The sequence below is a fragment of the Saccharothrix sp. NBAS 001 genome, from assembly GCF_056640475.1.
In genome coordinates this window covers 3,246,999-3,263,291 of sequence record NZ_CM153251.1, presented here as the reverse complement: position 1 = coordinate 3,263,291, position 16,293 = coordinate 3,246,999, and the positions used below count along the sequence as shown (strand labels likewise).

The 16,293-nt window shown below is 74.1% G+C and carries 17 protein-coding genes; 6 read left to right on the top strand and 11 right to left on the bottom strand.

Features of this window, described 5'->3' with window-relative positions:
• Positions 1-12: 12 nt before the first annotated feature.
• From AC0HI0_RS13775 to AC0HI0_RS13755, 5 genes are all read right to left on the bottom strand, one after another.
• On the bottom strand, positions 13-1,260 hold the full coding sequence (locus AC0HI0_RS13775) for an adenylosuccinate synthetase (RefSeq protein WP_480932733.1): 1,248 nt from the start codon (positions 1,258-1,260) through the stop codon (positions 13-15).
• Positions 1,257-2,243, bottom strand: coding sequence for a hypothetical protein (locus tag AC0HI0_RS13770; RefSeq protein WP_480932732.1), 987 nt, complete (start codon positions 2,241-2,243; stop codon positions 1,257-1,259). The genes AC0HI0_RS13775 and AC0HI0_RS13770 overlap by 4 nt, the downstream gene beginning before the upstream one ends.
• Before the next feature lies 1 nt (position 2,244).
• Entirely contained in the window at positions 2,245-3,243 is a 999-nt protein-coding gene (locus AC0HI0_RS13765) for a protein kinase family protein (protein ID WP_480932731.1), read from the bottom strand.
• Between the two features lie 78 nt (positions 3,244-3,321).
• On the bottom strand, positions 3,322-3,699 hold the full coding sequence (locus tag AC0HI0_RS13760) for an AfsR/SARP family transcriptional regulator (RefSeq protein ID WP_480932730.1): 378 nt from the start codon (positions 3,697-3,699) through the stop codon (positions 3,322-3,324).
• Positions 3,588-3,962, bottom strand: a complete 375-nt coding sequence (locus tag AC0HI0_RS13755) for an AfsR/SARP family transcriptional regulator (protein ID WP_480932729.1) — start codon at positions 3,960-3,962, stop codon at positions 3,588-3,590. Before AC0HI0_RS13755 ends, AC0HI0_RS13760 begins: the two co-directional genes overlap by 112 nt.
• A 188-nt stretch (positions 3,963-4,150) precedes the next feature.
• Here AC0HI0_RS13755 and AC0HI0_RS13750 point away from each other — a divergent pair, with 188 nt between their 5' ends.
• Positions 4,151-4,384, top strand: a complete 234-nt coding sequence (locus AC0HI0_RS13750) for a hypothetical protein (RefSeq protein ID WP_480932728.1) — start codon at positions 4,151-4,153, stop codon at positions 4,382-4,384.
• A 196-nt stretch (positions 4,385-4,580) separates the two neighbouring features.
• Here AC0HI0_RS13750 and AC0HI0_RS13745 read toward each other — a convergent pair whose 3' ends face one another.
• Complete coding sequence (locus tag AC0HI0_RS13745; RefSeq protein WP_480932727.1) at positions 4,581-5,030, bottom strand: DUF6069 family protein; 450 nt, start codon at positions 5,028-5,030, stop codon at positions 4,581-4,583.
• Positions 5,031-5,218: 188 nt separating this feature from the next.
• Between AC0HI0_RS13745 and AC0HI0_RS13740 the strand changes: the two genes are divergently transcribed.
• The 3 genes from AC0HI0_RS13740 (at position 5,219) to AC0HI0_RS13730 (ending at position 8,607) form a co-directional block, all read left to right on the top strand.
• Complete coding sequence (locus tag AC0HI0_RS13740; RefSeq protein ID WP_480932726.1) at positions 5,219-5,578, top strand: YciI family protein; 360 nt, start codon at positions 5,219-5,221, stop codon at positions 5,576-5,578.
• 24 nt (positions 5,579-5,602) lie between these two features.
• On the top strand, positions 5,603-6,823 hold the full coding sequence (locus AC0HI0_RS13735; RefSeq protein ID WP_480932725.1) for an RNA polymerase sigma factor: 1,221 nt from the start codon (positions 5,603-5,605) through the stop codon (positions 6,821-6,823).
• A gap of 149 nt (positions 6,824-6,972) precedes the next feature.
• Positions 6,973-8,607, top strand: coding sequence for a tannase/feruloyl esterase family alpha/beta hydrolase (locus AC0HI0_RS13730; RefSeq protein ID WP_480932724.1), 1,635 nt, complete (start codon positions 6,973-6,975; stop codon positions 8,605-8,607).
• A gap of 4 nt (positions 8,608-8,611) precedes the next feature.
• Here AC0HI0_RS13730 and AC0HI0_RS13725 read toward each other — a convergent pair whose 3' ends face one another.
• Genes AC0HI0_RS13725 through AC0HI0_RS13715 form a run of 3 tightly spaced genes read right to left on the bottom strand, consistent with a single transcriptional unit; the run spans position 8,612 to position 10,190 of the window.
• On the bottom strand, positions 8,612-9,571 hold the full coding sequence (locus AC0HI0_RS13725; RefSeq protein ID WP_480932723.1) for an NAD(P)-dependent alcohol dehydrogenase: 960 nt from the start codon (positions 9,569-9,571) through the stop codon (positions 8,612-8,614).
• Positions 9,568-9,852, bottom strand: a complete 285-nt coding sequence (locus tag AC0HI0_RS13720; RefSeq protein ID WP_480932722.1) for a hypothetical protein — start codon at positions 9,850-9,852, stop codon at positions 9,568-9,570. The genes AC0HI0_RS13725 and AC0HI0_RS13720 overlap by 4 nt, the downstream gene beginning before the upstream one ends.
• Positions 9,852-10,190 carry an ArsR/SmtB family transcription factor gene (locus tag AC0HI0_RS13715; RefSeq protein WP_480932721.1) on the bottom strand — a complete coding sequence of 113 codons (339 nt, stop codon included), beginning with the start codon at positions 10,188-10,190 and terminating at the stop codon, positions 9,852-9,854. The genes AC0HI0_RS13720 and AC0HI0_RS13715 overlap by 1 nt, the downstream gene beginning before the upstream one ends.
• Positions 10,191-10,482: 292 nt before the next feature.
• Here AC0HI0_RS13715 and AC0HI0_RS13710 point away from each other — a divergent pair, with 292 nt between their 5' ends.
• Positions 10,483-12,525, top strand: coding sequence for an acyltransferase family protein (locus AC0HI0_RS13710; protein ID WP_480932720.1), 2,043 nt, complete (start codon positions 10,483-10,485; stop codon positions 12,523-12,525).
• 311 nt (positions 12,526-12,836) lie between these two features.
• Here the strand turns inward: AC0HI0_RS13710 and AC0HI0_RS13705 are convergent, their stop codons facing one another.
• Positions 12,837-14,297 (bottom strand): aldehyde dehydrogenase family protein, encoded by a 1,461-nt coding sequence (locus AC0HI0_RS13705; RefSeq protein WP_480932719.1) that lies wholly within the window; start codon positions 14,295-14,297, stop codon positions 12,837-12,839.
• Positions 14,298-14,449: 152 nt separating this feature from the next.
• Complete coding sequence (locus tag AC0HI0_RS13700; RefSeq protein WP_480932718.1) at positions 14,450-15,445, bottom strand: hypothetical protein; 996 nt, start codon at positions 15,443-15,445, stop codon at positions 14,450-14,452.
• Between the two features lie 249 nt (positions 15,446-15,694).
• Here AC0HI0_RS13700 and AC0HI0_RS13695 point away from each other — a divergent pair, with 249 nt between their 5' ends.
• Positions 15,695-16,288, top strand: coding sequence for a hypothetical protein (locus AC0HI0_RS13695; protein WP_480932717.1), 594 nt, complete (start codon positions 15,695-15,697; stop codon positions 16,286-16,288).
• Positions 16,289-16,293 lie beyond the last annotated feature (5 nt).

The following is a 16,293-nucleotide window of genomic DNA, read 5'->3' as shown; positions in this document are numbered from 1 at the left end:
TTCTCCCGCACCTCAGCCCGCGACCGGCACGCGCACGCGGTAGTCCGCGCGGTCCGGCCCGCGCCCCTCGACCTCCACCGGCAGCCCGGTCGCCCGCGCCAGCCACGCCACCGGATCGCGCAGCGGCTCCAGCACCGGCACCGACCCCGCCGGCACGACCCCCGACGTCAACCGGGGCACCAGCCGGCGCCCGACCCGGTACGCGGAGGCGACCGACAGGTCCCGCGCGTCCAGGTGCGTGACGGCCAGCGCGTCCACCCCGCACAGCCCGATCGCGTACCGCAGCAGCACCGCGTCGAGGTGCCCGGCCCGCCACGCCCCCTGGTACGCGCCGGTCCCGTTGTGCCGCTCCGGCAACCGGGCCGCCACCGCCGCGTTCTCGGTCGGCAGCGGGCCCGCGCCGTGCCGGGTCTGGTAGGTGCGGGTCACCCCGAGCACCCGCGCCGGGCGTCCGCCCAGCAGGTCGCGGGCGTTGCGCGGGGTCACCGTGGACCAGGTGGTGTGCGGGTGGAACCCGTGGTTCTCGTCCAGCAGCACCCCCTGCGCCCCCTCGAACACCACCCGCCCGCGATCGGCCAGCCGGCCCACCTCGTCGCCGTCGACCACGCGCACCGCGTCCGCGAACGCCCGGTACAGCGCCACCAACTCCGCCACCTGGAACCCGTCGCCGACCAGCGGCGCGTAGAACCGGGCCAGCGCGTCGAGCTTGCGCCGCAACACCGCGGGCGACGCGCAGTCCCCGACCCGGGGCGCGTCGCCGGGCGTGCCCAGGACTTCCTGGTGCTCCACCACGTCCCCGGGCCGGGCGCCGGCGAGCAGCGAGTACCAGACCGTCTCGCCGATGCCCTTGCCGCACGACCCGTGCCGCCCCGCGCCGCGCGCGTCCTCCCGGGCCCGGTTGGCCGCCACGTGCAACGGCGTGGTGAGCAGCGCGCGGGCGTCGACCGACACCAGCCCCAGCGGGTCGGCCACGCCCAGCGCGGCCAGCTCCCGCGACTCGGTCGCCAGCGCGATCGGCTCCACCAGCACGTGCCGCGACAGCAGGGTGGGCACACCCGCGAGCGTGCCCGACCCGAACTGGCTGAACGTGTGGTGCCGGCCGTCGGCGACGACGTTGTGCGCGGCCTGCGCGCCGCCGTTGAACCGCACGACCGCCGACACCGACCCGTCCCGGCACAGCGCGTCGACCACCGCGCCCTTGCCCTCGTCGCCGAACCCCAGCCCGACCACGACGACGTGCCCCGGCTCCCCGGTGCTCACGACAGGGTGACGTCGTCCGGCCCGTCGAGGCCGGGCGGGAGCGCCGAGGTCGAGGTGGCCAAGGCCGTCGACCCGACCTGGACCAGCGCCTTGCCGACCGCGTCCCGCTCGGCGGTGGACCCGACCTCGGCCAGGTCCACCAGCGCCTGGTCCAGGTCGACCACCCGCTCCTCCATCCCGATGGTGGCCGCGATCAGCTCGCACACCGCGCCCGGGTCGTCGAGCTTGAGGAAGTTCTGGCCCAGCAGGTCCCGCCAGTGCTCGGCGATCTGCGGGTCGTCGTAGTACGACGACTGGTTCGGCAGCACGAAGTAGACGTGCCACTTGCGGCTCAGCTCCCGGTACACCGACGCCGGGTCGATGTCCTGGCGCACGTCGTCGCCGATGATCCGGCGGATGTGCCGGGCCTCCAGCCGGGGCTTGTTCAGCTCGTCGCCGATCAGGAACAGGTAGCCCTTGCGGCCCCGCTTCTGCCACGCGTCGGTGACCACGTGCCGGGCCACGAAGTACGCGGCCAGCTCGTAGGACTCGCTCTTCTGCCCGCCGCCGTTGCCCTCCAGGAAGATCGTGCGCAGCTGCTCGTCCATCCGGTTGTCCGACTCGAACTGCCCCACCTGCAACGGCACCCGGTCGCTGTCGGCGTCGCCGATGCCGCCGAACATCAGCTGCGGGTCGGCGAGGTAGCCCTTGCGCTGCAACAGGCCGTGCAGCTTGCCGAGCTTGCGCTGCATGATCTTGGGCACCTGGCCCATCGAGCCGGTCACGTCGAACAGCACCGCGATCGGCGTCGAGTCGGCGTGGTCGGCCGAGTCCCGGCACTCCCGCGCGGTGACCCCGAGCGGGTTCATCGACGGGTCCGCCGTCCACTTGTCACTGGGCTGCGCGCGAAGCTTGGCCGTGTAGCCGAAATCGTCGATCCCCTTGGCCGCGCGGAAGGTCTTGGCCGCCGCGTAGGCGTTGTCGTCCCACTTGCCGTGTCCCATGTCAGGCTCCTGTCGTGTTCGGCAGCGCGAACGGGCGGAAGACCCGCGCGCCGTGGAGTTCGTGGAGGAGGTCGTCGTACTCGTCGATCAGGTCCGCCGCGTCCGGGCGGCGTGCCGGATCGTCCTGCGTGCAGCCGGTGGCGAACATCCGTTGCCGGGACTCGTTGCGCCCCAGCACGTCCAGCATCAGCGTGTGTGCCATGTGGACGTCGGTGGCGGCGGTGAGCGGCCGGCCCGCCGCGACCTCCGGCGGGTAGTCGACCGTCTTCGCGGTGGCCAGCGGGGGCTGCCCGTCGGCGACCGCGAACGACCACCCGGCCAGCACGATCCCGTGCTGCTCGGGGTGCACCAGCACGTTGTCGGCGACGATCGCCCCGTGCACCAGCCCGACCCGGTGCGCGCCCGCGACGGCCCGCAGCAGCCTGCGGTGCATCCACGCGTAGTCGCGCCCGTCCAGCCCGTCCGGGAACGCCCGCCGCACGTCGGCGAGCGTCACGAACCCGTCCACCAGCGGTTCCAGCACGGTGAACGCCCGCTCGCCCCGGCCCGCGTCCCCGGTGTCCACCAGGCGCGGGTAGTAGGGGCGCAGCCAGTCGTGCTCGTCGGTGAACCGCTCCAGGGCGCGCAACGCGTCCCATTCGGCGCGCAGCAACGGGTTCAGCGCCGGGTTGCGCACGATCTTCACCACGGGCCGGCCGTCGGTGCGGTAGACGTTGGCGACGCTGCCCACGGCGTGCCGCGCGGCCACCCGGTAGGTGCCGCGCCCGGTGCGCAGCACGACCGGCCCGGTGTTCTGCCACTCGTGGTAGAGGCGGGTCAGGTCGGCCGACGCGGCGTGCGCCCGGAGGTCGTCGGCGGCGACCCGGTCGGGGTGCAGGGCGGCGGCCAGCCCCCGGTACCGCCGCCGCGCCTCCGTCCGCCGGTCCGGGTCGGCCGGTCCGAACAGCCCCGTCGGGGTCGCCCCGTCGACCAGGTCGAGTGCCTCTTCCCTCGTGAACATGGTTTGAGTCTAGACGACTCAAACCAGGGTCGGCAACCGGGTGTGACCGGGGCCGCTCACGAACGGGCGAGCAAGGTGTCACCCGGACGGTGAAGTGGTCGCGCGGTGCGTCAGGGTTCGAGGAGTCGGTCGAACTCGGTGACGTCCCGGCCGTAGCGGGTGTTCGAACTCTCCAGGACGGCCGCCTCCGGTTCCTTGAACCGCCACCCCCCGCAGCACGGCCTGGTGCAGGGCACGCAGTTCGGGACCGGGGTCGGCGCCGAGTTCGTCGGCCGGCCGCCGCCGGACGTCGGCGTAGCGGCACAGCGCCTCCGCGCTGCGGCCGACCTCGTGCGGCGCGCGCATCAGCAGCGCCTCCACCGGCTCGGCGAGCGGGTACTCGACGGCCAGGTCCGGCAACGCCGCGACCAGGCCCGCCGGTCTGCCCAGCCGCAGCTCGACCCGAGCCCACCGCACCGCCGTTCCCAGCCGTCGCGGACCCGCGCGGCCCACTCGCCGGGCAGGCCCGCCGGCGGCGCTCCCCGCCACAGGGCCAGGGCTTCGGCCAACGCCCCGGCCCGCACCTCGTCGGCCGCGCCCGGGTCGTCGCCGCACCCGACCAGCTGGCGGAACCGGTGCAGGTCCACCAGGTCCGGGTCGACGTCCAGGACGTAGCCGGCGTGCCGGTGCTCGATCCGCACGGCCGTCCCGTCCGACACCTCCCGCAACGACCGGCGCAACCGGCTCAGGTACGAGTAGAGGACGTTGCGGACCGCCGCCGGCGGGTCGCCGCTTCAGACGCGGGCGATCAGCGCCTCGACCTGCACCACCCGCCCGGACGCCCGCGGCTCCACCTCGCCCGACAGCCGAACCTCCATCGATTACCGGAACCCACGTGTACGAGCCAATCGAGCCCAGGAGCCCGCAGATGTCCACGTTCCGCACGAGACGCACGCCGTCCTCGCTCGCCGTCGCCGCGCTCGCGATCGCCGGACTGGTGACCGGCGCGCTGGTCGCCGACTCCGCCGTCGGCACGGCGGCCGGCACCGTCAAGGCCCGCTACAGCCCGCTGGGTGCCACCGCGAACGGGCCCTCCGGCCCGGCCACCGCCAAGTTCACCGCCGGCCCGCACTGCTGCCCGGCTCGCCGGCGCTGTCCCTGAAGGTGGTGTTCGGCAGCACCGCCGACCGCATCGACATCGGGCTCGTCGCGCTCACCGGCGTGTCCGCCTAGTCCCGGGGAGGGCAGGTCGGGTGGGCCCGCGCCGCCGGGCCCACCCGACTGGGCGGCAAGACCACACCGGACGTCCACACCGGACGTCCACAGCGGGTGTCCCCAGCGGGCGTTGGCCGCCGCGTTCAGGCGGGGCTCGGCGCGGTTCCCGGAGCAGGCCGCCGCACGGACCGGAGACGCCGCGCCACCAGCGGGATGACCACGGCCGCCACGACGACGTGCGAGATCATCAGCATCACCTTGGTCGACCACGCGGTGGCTCCCGCCGTCAGCGGCCCCGCCATCGACAGGGCGGTCAGCGCCACGGTGACCCGCGTCCAGGTCCGGGCCGGCGCGCGGCGCGCCCACCGGCCCAGCGCGAGGGCGAGCAGCGTGCCCCAGAACGTGCAGATCAGGGTGCCCATCGCGAACATGCCGACGGTGATCGGCTCGGCCGTCGCGGCACCGGTGCCGCCGGCTTCCATCGGCACGCCGACCAGCCGCGCGAGCAGGCCGTAGACTTCCGCGATCGCGGCGCCGGCGAGCCCGGCGAGTGCTCCGACCAGCCAGATGGGTCGGACGTCGGTGGTGGTCATGGTCGCTCCCTGGTTTTGGCTCCGGGTGGGTCGACCAGTGGTCGTCGCCGACCGGGCGGCGCTCGACATCCGGGCGGGGGAAACTTCTCCGGAGTTTCTCCGGCGGCGGTGTCGAGAACGCCGAGGCGTGCTCCGACCGGGAGTCGACAGCACGCCGCGGGGGTGTGCGGACCGAGAGGACGGCCGACGTGAAGTACCTGCTGATGATCTACGGCAACCAGGAGAAGTGGGACTCGTTCCCGGCCGAGGAGTGGCCCGAGGCGATCGCCCGGCAGGAGGCGTTCAACACCAGGTACCGGGAGAGCGGCGAACTGCTCGGCGCGTACGGGCTGGGCGACGCGGTCACCGCGAAGCTGATCCGCCGGGAGAACGGCGTCGCGGTGGTGACCGACGGGCCCTACATCGAGTCCAAGGAGTACATCGCCAGCTTCTACCTGCTGGACGTGGACAGCGAGGAACGCGCCCGCGAGATCGCCGCCGACATCCCGTTCGCCGACGTCGACCCGGTGGAGCTGTGGCCGATCCTGCACGAGTCGCCCCAACCGTGACGGCGCGGTCGTGACGGTGCGGTCGTGAACGGGGCGAGCGGCGTCGAGGACCTGCTGCGCGAACTCGCGCCGCAGGTGCTCGGCGTGCTCGTGCGCCGGTACGGGCAGTTCGACGCGTGCGAGGACGCGGTGCAGGAGGCGTTGCTGGACGCCGCCGGCCAGTGGCCGGCCGGGTTGCCGGACAACCCGCGCGGCTGGCTGATCACGGTCGCCGCGCGGCGGTTCGTGGACCACCTGCGCACCGAGCAGGCCCGCCGCCGGCGCGAACTGGCGGTGACCCCGCAGGCCGAGCTGCTCGCCCGGCCCGCCGACGCCGACCACGACCGCGACGACTCGTTGGCGCTGGTGTTCCTGTGCTGCCACCCGGACCTGTCGGACCCCAGCCGGGTGGCGCTGACCCTGCGCGCGGTCGGCGGGCTGACCACCGCGCAGATCGCGGCCGCGTTCCTGGTGCCGGAGAGCACCATGGCGCAGCGGATCAGCCGCGCCAAGCAGACGATCAGGGGGACGGGGTTCGGCGCCCTGTCGCCGAAGGACCGCGCCGAACGCCTGCGGGCCGTGCTGCACGTGCTGTACCTGGTGTTCAACGAGGGCTACACCACCACCGACGGCGCGGACCTGACCGCGCCCGCGCTGTCCGACGAGGCCATCCGGCTGACCCGCTGGCTGGCCGGTCTCCTGCCCGACGACGCGGAGGTGGCGGGCCTGCTGGCGCTCATGCTGCTCACCGACGCCCGCCGCCCGGCCCGCAGCACCCCGGACGGCGGCGTCGTGCCGCTGGCCGAGCAGGACCGCGCCCGGTGGGACCGGGACCTGGTCGCCGAGGGCCTGGAGCTGATCAGCCGGACCCTGCCGCGCGGACAGGTCGGCCCGTACCAGCTCCAAGCCGCGATCGCCGCCGTGCACACCGAGGCACCCAGCGCGCAGGACACCGACTGGCCGCAGGTCCTGGCCCTCTACGACCTGCTGGAACTGGCCGCGCCCAACCCGATGACCTCGCTCAACCGCGCGGTCGCGGTCGGTGTCGTGCACGGCCCGCGCGCGGCGCTGGACCTGCTGGAGGACCTGGCCCGGGACAAGCGCCTCGCCGACCACCACCGCCTGCACGCCGTCCGCGCGCACCTGCTCGAACAGAGCGGCGACCGCGCGGCGGCGTCCACGGCCTACCGGGCGGCCGCCCGGCGCGCGACCAGCGCCCCGGAGCGCCGCCACCTCACCGAACAGGCCAACCGGCTGGCCGGGTAGCGCGACCCGGTGGGCACGTCCGCCGGGTGCGGGCCGGTCCCGATCACGCCGGCGCTGTCGTACCCCTGTGATTGACTGTGCGTCAGGGGGCCTTCACCAAGGGTTACTCCTACACGTGCGCGTCACCGAATCGACTACGGGGGTGGACGATGAAAACACGCACGTTCCTCGCGACGCTGGCGATGGCGGTGTCGACGCTGACAGCGGTCGGTCCGGCCGGTGCGGAGCCGGCGGACCGGCCGCCGCGCCCGGTGCGGAGCTGCGCCGATCTGGTCGGCGACCACCCGGTGCCCGGCACCGGGGTCCACGTCGAGCAGGCGACCCCGGTGCCGGCCGGCGTCGAGCCCGAGCACTGCGACGTGCGCGGCCGCGTCGACCCCGAGGTCCGGTTCCGGCTCAAGCTGCCCACCACCTACTCCGGCCGCTACCTCCAGACCGGCTGCGGCGGGTTCTGCGGCGAGGTCGCGGCCCCGGGCATCCGGCCCTGCACGCCCGAACCCGGCGACTTCGCGGTCGCCACCACCGACGACGGGCACGTCGGCGACGGCCCGTTCCCCTCGGCGGACGGCCGGTGGGCGGCCGACGACCAGGCCGCCCGGGACGACTGGGCCTTCCGCGCCCCGCACGTCGTGTCGCTGGCCGCGAAGCGGCTGATCGCCGAGTACTACGGCGCGCCGCCGCGCACCTCCTACTTCGAGGGCTGCTCCAACGGCGGCCGGGAGGCGCTGCTGCTCGCCCAGCGCCACCCGGACGACTTCGACGGCGTCATCGCCGCCGCGCCCGCCGCCTACTTCTCCGCGCTGGCCCTGGACCAGGCGTGGCTGGCCAGGACCAACACCGACCCGGCCGGGCAGCCGATCCTGACCGACGCCCGGCTGCCGGCCCTGCACGCCGCCGTGCTGGCCCGCTGCGACGGCCTCGACGGCCTGGTGGACGGCCAGCTCGAAGACCCGCGCCGGTGCGACTTCGACCCGGCCACCACCCGGTGCCCGGAGGGCGTCGACGGCCCGGACTGCCTCACCCCGGCCCAGGTCGAGACGGTGCGCAGGCTCTACGGGGGCCCGGTCGACGAGCAGGGCCGCCGGCTCTACCCGGGCAACCAGGAGCGGGGGTCGGAACTGGCCTGGGCGGGCTGGCTCACCCCGCTGCCGGGGTTCGGCGGGTCGATCGCGTTCCTGCTCGCCGAGAACTACCTGCGCCACATGGGCTACCCGATCGGCACGCCGCACAGCTCGGTCGCGGACTTCCGGTTCACCACCGGGGAGCTGCGCCGGCTGACCGCCGAGGGCTCGCGGGCCAACGCGCTCGGCCTCGACCTCGGGCCGTTCCGCCGGTCCGGCGGCAGGCTGATCCTCTGGCAGGGCTGGAACGACCAGGCCGTCCCGCCCGCCGGCCTGCTCGACTACTACGACCGGCTCGGCCGGCGCAACGGCGGCCCCGCCGCCACCCGGCAGTGGGCCCGGGTGTTCATGGTCCCCGCGATGTACCACTGCGCCGGCGGCGACACCCTGGACACCTTCGACCCGCTGCCCGAACTGGTCCGCTGGACCGAGGACGGGATCGCGCCGGACCGCGTGATCGCCGCCGCGCGGGCCGCCGACGGCACCGTCACCCGGACCCGGCCGGTGTTCCCGTACCCGGTGCGCGCCCGCTACGACGGCAGCGGCAGCGTGGACGACGCGGCGAACTTCGTGCCGTGGCGGCCGCAGGACCCGCCGCGCGACGCGATCGACTGGCCCGGCTCGTACCTGCACCAGGTGCCGGGCCCGGTGACCAGGCCCTGACCGCTCACCCGGTGATGACGACCTTGCCCCTGGCGTGGCCCGTGCCGAGGTGCGCGAACGCGTCGGCGACCTGCGCCAGGGGATAGGTCCGGCCCACCAGCGGCACGACCGCGCCGGACTCGGCCAGCCCGACGAGTTCGGCGAGGTCGGCCGGGTCGATGGTCGAGACGTAGACCTTCACCCGCTGGCTGACCAGCAACGACATCACCGCGCCCCGGACGATCCGGGGCAGGCTGCCCAGCCACCGGCCGCCGCGCCCGCTGTTGGGCAGCAGCGTGCCGTGCCTGGTCAGCACCCGGCACAGGTCGGTGAGCGAGTGGTTGGCGACGTTGTCGAAGATCACGTCGTAGCGCGCGTCCTCCCGGGTGAAGTCCCGGGTCCGGTAGTCGATCACGTCGTCCACGCCGACCGACCGCAGCAGTTCGTCGGAGCCGCCGCACACCGCCGTGACCACGCAGCCCCGGTGCCGGGCCAGCTGCACCGCGAACGACCCGACGCCGCCCGCCGCGCCGTTGACCAGCACCCGGTCCCCGGCCCCGACCTTCGCCGCGCGCAGCCCGTGCAGCGCGGCGAGCCCGGCCATCGGCAGCGCCGCCGCCTGCTCGAAGGTGAGGTTCGCGGGCTTGGCGACCAGGTTCGCCGCCTTCGCCACGGCGTACTCGGCGAACGCGCCGTCGCCCTGCCCGACCACCTCGTCGCCGACGCGCGGCCCGGTCACGCCCGGACCCACCGCCTCGACCACGCCGGCCAGGTCGACGCCGCGCACCGGGTTCCTCGGCCGCCGCAGGCCCGCCGCCAGCCGCAGCGCGTAGGGCGTGCCGGTGAGGAACAGCCAGTCCGCGTAGTTCAGCGCCGCCGCCCGCACCTGGACCAGCACCTCGCCAGAGCCGGGGGTCGGCGTGGGGAGGTCGGTCAGCTCCAGCACGTCCGGGCCGCCGTACGCGCCGTGCACCGCGGCCTTCATTCGACGGTCCGCAGGATCTGCTCGATGGACGCCGCCCGGGTGCGCAGTTCGGCCACGTCCGCCGCGGTGCGCTGCTGGGCGTCGAGGGTCTTCTCGGCGAGCTGCTCGTAGCGGCCCACCAGCTGCCGCAGGTGCTCCTCCTGGTCGGCCTTGATCTTGGTCTTGCGGATGTCCAGGAAGCTCTGGAACAGGAACAGGGCGGTGACCATGGCCAGGAACAGCAGCCCGATGGTGAGGACCGCGTCGGGCCAGGTCGTGGACCCCTCCGCGCTGAGTGGCATCAGGAACGCTCCTTGCGTCCGGGACCCTTCTCCGGGTCCGTGAGGGTCTGGGCCGCCTCGGCGAGCGTCGAGGCGGTGAGGCGCAGGTCGAACTCGGCGACCTCGTAGTACTTCATGGCTTTGCCGTCCTCGGAGAGTTCGAGCGTGCCGACCACCAGGCCGGCGGCCTCCAGCCGCTGGAGGTGCATGTGCAGCAGGGGACGGCTGATGCCGATCTCGCGGGCCAGGTGGCTGACGTAGTCCCGGCCGCCCGCGAGCGTCGCGACGATCCGCAGCCGCAGCGGGTTGGCGAGGGCGGCCAGGACCTCGACCAGGTCGTCACCGGTCGGCCGCGTCATGTTCAGGCCATCCCTTCACGTGTCAGAACTTTCTTACACGTGAAACCGTAGCACGACATGGCGGGTGTGGTCGCCGAACTCCGCGATCAGGCCCACGCGCCTGCGATTCCCCGGACCGGCGGGGGACGGGGCGGTGGCGCCGGTGGCCGGTACAACACTTGCGACGTTCGGCCGATCAGGTCACGGCACCTCGGGTATCGTCGCCCCGACCTCGCTCGTCCGGGCGAGGCACGGGGGGCGTCGGCGAAACCCGGGATCGGCGACGCGAGCCAGCAGCTGTTCGGAGCCGATCTTGAGTGTTGCCCAGTCCTCGCGCGCGGACTCGACGCCGACCGTGCGGTTCTCCGCCGCGGGCGCGCGCTTCCGGCCGGAGATCCAGGGCCTGCGCGCCGTGGCGGTCGTCCTCGTGGTCGTCTACCACGTGTGGCTGGGCCGGGTCTCCGGCGGCGTGGACGTGTTCTTCGTCATCTCCGGGTTCCTGGTCACCGGCCAGCTCCTGCGCGCGGTGGACAAGGGGCGGATCGCGTTCCGGCCGCTGTGGGGGCGGATGATCAAGCGGCTGTTCCCGGCGGCGCTGACCGTGCTGCTGGTGGTGCTGGTCGCGAGCTTCCTGCTGCTGCCCGGCAGCCGCTGGTTCCAGACCATCCGCGAAGTCGTCGCGGCGGCCCTCTACCTGGAGAACTGGCAGCTCGCGGCGGACTCGGCGGACTACTTCGCCCAGCACAACTCGGCCAGCGTGGTGCAGCACTTCTGGTCGCTGTCCATCCAGGGCCAGTTCTTCGTGGTGTGGCCGCTGCTCGCGGCCGGCGCGCTGCTGCTCGGCCGGGCCACCGGGTGGGGCGTGCGCCGGGTGCTGGCCTGGTTCCTGGCGTCGGTGCTGGTCGAGTCGCTGGTGTTCTCCATCGCGCTGACCACCGTCGACCAGCCGCTGGCGTACTTCCACTCGCTGACCCGGGCGTGGGAGTTCGCGCTGGGCGGCCTGCTCGCCTTCTTCGCCGACCGGGTGGTGCTCGCCCGCGCGGTCCGGCTCGCGCTCGGCTGGGTCGGCATCGCCGGGCTGGTCGCGTGCGGCCTGGTGCTCCAGGTCGGCGCGGTGTTCCCCGGCTACCTGGCGTTGTGGCCGACGCTGTGCGGCGCGGCGGTGATCCTGGCGGGCACCAGCGGCAGCGCGGTCGGCGTCGACCGGGTGCTCGGCTCGGGCGCGCTGAAGTACGTCGGCGACGTGAGCTACTCGCTGTACCTGTGGCACTGGCCGGTGCTGGTGCTGTTCCTGGTCGCGACCCGGCAGCAGTCCGTCGACTTCCCGGACGGCGCGCTGATCATCGGCGCGTCCGCCGTGCTGGCCGTGCTGACCTACCACTTCGTCGAGCAGCCGGTGCGCCGCTCGGCGATCGGGGTGGCCAAGCCCTGGGGCGCCTACCGGTTCGGCCTGCTGCTGATGGTGCCCGTGCTGGTGACCGCCGGCACCTGGCAGGTCGTCACGCAGCACCGGGTCGACTCGTACTCGTTCGCGCCCGACCCGGACCACCCCGGCGCGCTCGCGCACCGGCCCGGCTTCGAGTACGAGGGCTCGCCCGACGCGCCGATCGTGCCGCCGCTGGAGGTACTGCGCGACGAGGTCGGCGCGGTCGGCCCGGAATGCCTCAACGTCGGCACCAACGACGAGGTCTACACCTGCACCTACCGCGGCGACAACGAGCCCGTGAAGCGGATCGTCGTGGTCGGCGACTCGCACATGCACTCCTACCTGCCCGCGTTCGAGGCCATCGCCAAGAAGCGGGACTGGGAGTTCACCACCTACCTCAAGGGCGGCTGCCCGCTGTCCACGGAGTCCTACGTCGAGCCCACCGAGCCGGTGTACTGCCCGCAGTGGGCGGACGCCGTGCTGCCCAGGATCCTGGAGTCGAAACCGGACCTGGTGGTCGTCAACGCCACCCGCAACGTCCGCCAGGGGCTCACCGAGCAGACCCCGCCCGGGTTCGTCGAGCAGTGGCGCAAGCTCGACGCGGCGGGCCTGCCGATGCTCGGCATCCGGGACAACCCCCGGTTCGACATCTCGCCGGCGGAGTGCCTGGAGATCAACGGCCTGGACTTCGCCAAGTGCAGCGTCCCCCGCGCCGAGGTCTACGGGCCGCCGCCGTACGACCGGCTCCCGGACGTGCCCGCCGGCATCCGGTTCGCCGACTTCGGCGACTACTTCTGCGACGCCCGCCAGTGCACGCCCGCCGTGGGCAACGTCTACATCTACGGCGACCACAACCACCTCGGCCGCAGCTTCGTGACCACCCTGACGCCGGTCGTGGAGGAAGCGCTGGCCACCCGCCTCGGCGAGTAGGGGCGGGGTGCCGCTGCCGGTCGTCGCGACCCGGCACCGCCACCCCGCCGCACGTCCGCGCGCGGGCTTCGGGACCTGGCCGTACCTGGTCGACACGTTGGTGACGGTGTGTCGGCCTGGTCATGGGCGAGGCGTCCGGGTGCGGTGAGGACCGGGTCGTCGCCGCACCCGGCGTCCCCGCCCGCACGGTGTCCCGACCGACAACGCCGGGAACCACCCGGTCTCCCGCGACACTGAACGCGGTCACACCGCACTCGAAGGGCAGCCACCCATCAGCCGCGTCCAGTCACCAACCTCATGACCAAGTACACCTAGAACGGGTAGTGCGCGTGTTCGGTGGCCAGCGTGATCCAGCGGGTCGTGGTGAACGCCTCGGCGCCCCACCGGCCGCCGAAGCGCCCGTAGCCGCTGGACTTCACGCCGCCGAACGGGGCCTGCGGCTCGTCGCCCACGGACTGGTCGTTGACGTGCACGATCCCGGTCTTGACCCGGCGGGCCACCGACAGGCCCCTGGTGCCGTTCTCGGTGAGGATGCCGCAGGTCAGGCCGTGGTCGGTGTCGTTGGCGCGGGCCACGGCCTCGTCGTCGGTGGCGAACGTCTCCAGCACGCACACCGGCCCGAACGCCTCGCCGTAGTGCAGTTCCATGTCCGTGGTCACGCCGGTCAGCACGGTCGCCCGGTGCAGCGCGCCCACCGGCTCCTCGCCACCGGTCAGCACGGTCGCGCCCTTCTCCCGCGCGTCGCGCACGAGCGCCGCGACCCGCTGCGCGGAGCGGGTGTTGACCAGCGGGCCGATCACGGTGTCCGGGTCGGTCGGGTCGCCGTGCGGGAGCGAGGCGATCTTCGCCACGAACCGCTCGGTGAACTCCGCCGCGATCCGCTCGTGCACCAGCACCCGGTCGCCGGACATGCAGATCTGCCCGGAGTTCATGAACACCCCGAACACCGCCGCGTCCACCGCGTGGCCCAGGTCCGCGTCGTCCAGCACGATGATCGCGTTCTTGCCGCCCAGTTCGAGCACCGCGGGCTTGAGGTGGCGGGCGGCGTGCGTGCCGATGATCCGGCCGACACCCGTGGACCCGGTGAAGTTGACCACCCGCACCCGGGGGTCGGCGATCAGCGCCTCGGCGACCTCGGCGGCGTCCGCCGGGTCGTTGGTGACCACGTTGAGCACCCCGGCGGGCAGTCCGGCGTCGCGCAGCACGTCGGCCAGGAACAGCCCGGACGCCAGCGGCGCCTCCTCGCTGGGCTTGAGCACCACGGTGTTGCCGGCCGCGATCGGCGCGGCGAACGCCCGCACGCCCAAGATCAGCGGGGCGTTCCACGGCGCGAACGCCGCCACCACGCCGACCGGCTCCCGCACGGCCAGGCCGAGCGCGCCGGGCTCCTGCGCGGAGAGCACCTCGCCCAGCGGCGCGGTGACCGACGCCGCGGCCTCGCGCAGGATGTTGGCGGCGAGGAAGACGTTGAACATCGCCCACCGCCTGGTGCCGCCGGCCTCGCCCGCCATCAGCTCCGCGGCCTGCTCGGCCCGGGCGTCGAGCAGGTCGGCGGCGTCGAGCAGGACCTTGCGCCGGGCGAACGGCCGGACCGCGGCCCAGTCGGCGAACGCGGCGTCGGCGGCGGCCACCGCCGCGGCCACGTCCTCGGGGCCGGCGGCGGCGACGGTCGCGTACACCTCGCCGGTGAAGGGGTTGACGTCGTCGACGGTGCGGCCTGACGTCGCGGGCACGTCGGAGCCGGCGATCAGCAGGTCACGGTGGATGGTCATGGTTCAGCGCCTCCGGACCACAGCAGGGGTTGGTCGGCCAGCATACGGACCGCCGGCCCGACCGCCCTTGTGCCGACGCGTCCGCCATTTGGCCCTGCGCGCACGCCGTCGTCACCGCACCCGGCCTGCGGCGCGGCGGCCCGGGAGCGGTCTCAGTCCTCGTACCGCCTGGTCACCACGAAGGACGTGCCGTCCAGCACCGAGCCGACCGGCGTGCCCGCCCAGCGGGCCAGCTGCTCCGCGCTCCCGCCGCTGCGGGTGAGCAGCTCGGCGAGTTCGGCGGCCGAGGGCGGGCTCGGGCGGTAGGAGCCCAGCACGGGCTCGCCGGTGGCGGCGCTGTCCTCGTCGTCCGGGTCGTCCGCGATCCACCGGCAGACCTCCACCCGCCACTCGGTCCGGCCGTGCACGGCGTCGGGCACCGGGGCCTCCACGGCGAGGAAGTAGCCGTCCTGGCCCTCCTCGGCGGGGTCGTCGGTGATCGAGAAGTCCTCGGCGAGCAGTTGCGCCTCGTCGTTGGTGCACCGGGTGTAGGCGTCGAGGAGCAGCCGCAGGTCGGCGGCCCCGGTGCGGATCTCCTCGACCGACAGGTCCCGCTCCACCTCGTCCAGCCGCCGGCGCGTCTCGCCGCTGAGCCCCTCCACGTCGCCGAAGGACACGAACGGCCCTTCGAAGTCCCAGATCCGCCGGTCCCGCGCGTCGGTCGGCTCGATCCCGTCGGTGAACTCGGCCAACGCCTCGCGCAGCCAGCGCGCCTCGGCCTCCAGCTCGGCGTTGATCGCCACCCGGACCGGGTCCGGCACGCGCTCGGTGCACTCGTCCAGGTAGAGCAGGGAATCGTGCAGCAGCGCCTTCACGTACTCGTACCAGAGGCTGTGCGCCCCGGTGAGCAGGTCCCGGCGGGCGCTCGGGTCGGTGAGCGCGGCCAGGTGCTCGTCGGGGTAGTAGGCGAACCGGTCGCCGCGCGTGTCGGGCACGCTGACCGGCACGGTGGCGCAGGCGGAGATCCGGTTGAGCGCGTCGACCACCGGTTGCGCCAGTTCGGTGTCGTCGAGGCTGGTCACCGTGGACGACACGGTGCCCTCGGGGCCGCGGTAGGTGGCGAGCACCTGGATCTTCCCGCGACTCGGGTGCTGGGAGTAGATGGTCACTGGTGCCCTTCGGCCGGCGGTCCGCGAGCGGACGGCGCGGCGGGATCGCGGGAGCGGCGGCGCGGGGCCGGGCCCCGCGCTCCGGGGAGCGCCGGCGGTGGTCCAGGTCCGGTCCCGAACTCCTTGCCGTGCCGTGATTTTAGCGCACGCCGCGAGGTCGCCGCGCCGGTCGGCAGGGGCTACCGTTCCGGTTGCCGCGCGGGCACCGCGCCCCGCCGGCGGACCGTCCACTGTGGATCGGGGGATTCGGTGCAGTTCTCGATGGCGGTGCTGGACGGGATCGTCGCCGGCCGGATCGACCTGGCGTTCCGGCGGTGGCGGCGGCCCGACGTGCGGCCCGGCGCGCGGATCACCACGGCCGCCGGCGTGGTCGGCATCGGCGAGGTGGCGGTGGTGCGACCGGCCGACGTGCCGGACGCCGACCTCGCCCGCGCCGGGTTCGCCGACCGCGCGGCGTTCGAGGGCAGCCTGCGGGCGGGGGAGGACCGGCTGCTCTACCGGGTCGAGGTGCGGCACGTGGGGGAGGAACCCAGGGTGGCGCTGCGCGCCGCCGACGACCTGTCCGCCGCCGAGCTGGCCGAGGTGGCGGCCGGGCTGCGCCGGCTGGACGCGCGCAGCGGGCGCGGCGCGTGGACCGCCGACGTGCTCGGCCTGATCGCCGACCGGCCCGGCGTGCGGGCGGCGGACCTGGCCGCCGAGGTGGGGCGCGAGGTGCCGAAGTTCAAGTCGGACGTGCGCGCGCTGAAGTCGCGGGGCCTCACCGAGAGCCTGGAGACCGGCTACCGCCTGTCCGCCCGTGGCCGGCGGGTGCTCGACCACCTGCGCCGGACCGGCGACGGGTGACCGGC

Excerpts from the sequence above, each read along its gene's own strand:
- AC0HI0_RS13770 (WP_480932732.1), bottom strand. The coding sequence starts at position 2,243 with ATGGGACACGGCAAGTGGGACGACAACGCCTACGCGGCGGCCAAGACC.
- AC0HI0_RS13765 (WP_480932731.1), bottom strand. The coding sequence starts at position 3,243 with ATGTTCACGAGGGAAGAGGCACTCGACCTGGTCGACGGGGCGACCCCG.
- AC0HI0_RS13750 (WP_480932728.1), top strand. The coding sequence starts at position 4,151 with ATGTCCACGTTCCGCACGAGACGCACGCCGTCCTCGCTCGCCGTCGCC.
- AC0HI0_RS13745 (WP_480932727.1), bottom strand. The coding sequence starts at position 5,030 with ATGACCACCACCGACGTCCGACCCATCTGGCTGGTCGGAGCACTCGCC.
- AC0HI0_RS13730 (WP_480932724.1), top strand. The coding sequence starts at position 6,973 with ATGAAAACACGCACGTTCCTCGCGACGCTGGCGATGGCGGTGTCGACG.
- AC0HI0_RS13725 (WP_480932723.1), bottom strand. The coding sequence starts at position 9,571 with ATGAAGGCCGCGGTGCACGGCGCGTACGGCGGCCCGGACGTGCTGGAG.
- AC0HI0_RS13720 (WP_480932722.1), bottom strand. The coding sequence starts at position 9,852 with ATGCCACTCAGCGCGGAGGGGTCCACGACCTGGCCCGACGCGGTCCTC.
- AC0HI0_RS13715 (WP_480932721.1), bottom strand. The coding sequence starts at position 10,190 with ATGACGCGGCCGACCGGTGACGACCTGGTCGAGGTCCTGGCCGCCCTC.
- AC0HI0_RS13705 (WP_480932719.1), bottom strand. The coding sequence starts at position 14,297 with ATGACCATCCACCGTGACCTGCTGATCGCCGGCTCCGACGTGCCCGCG.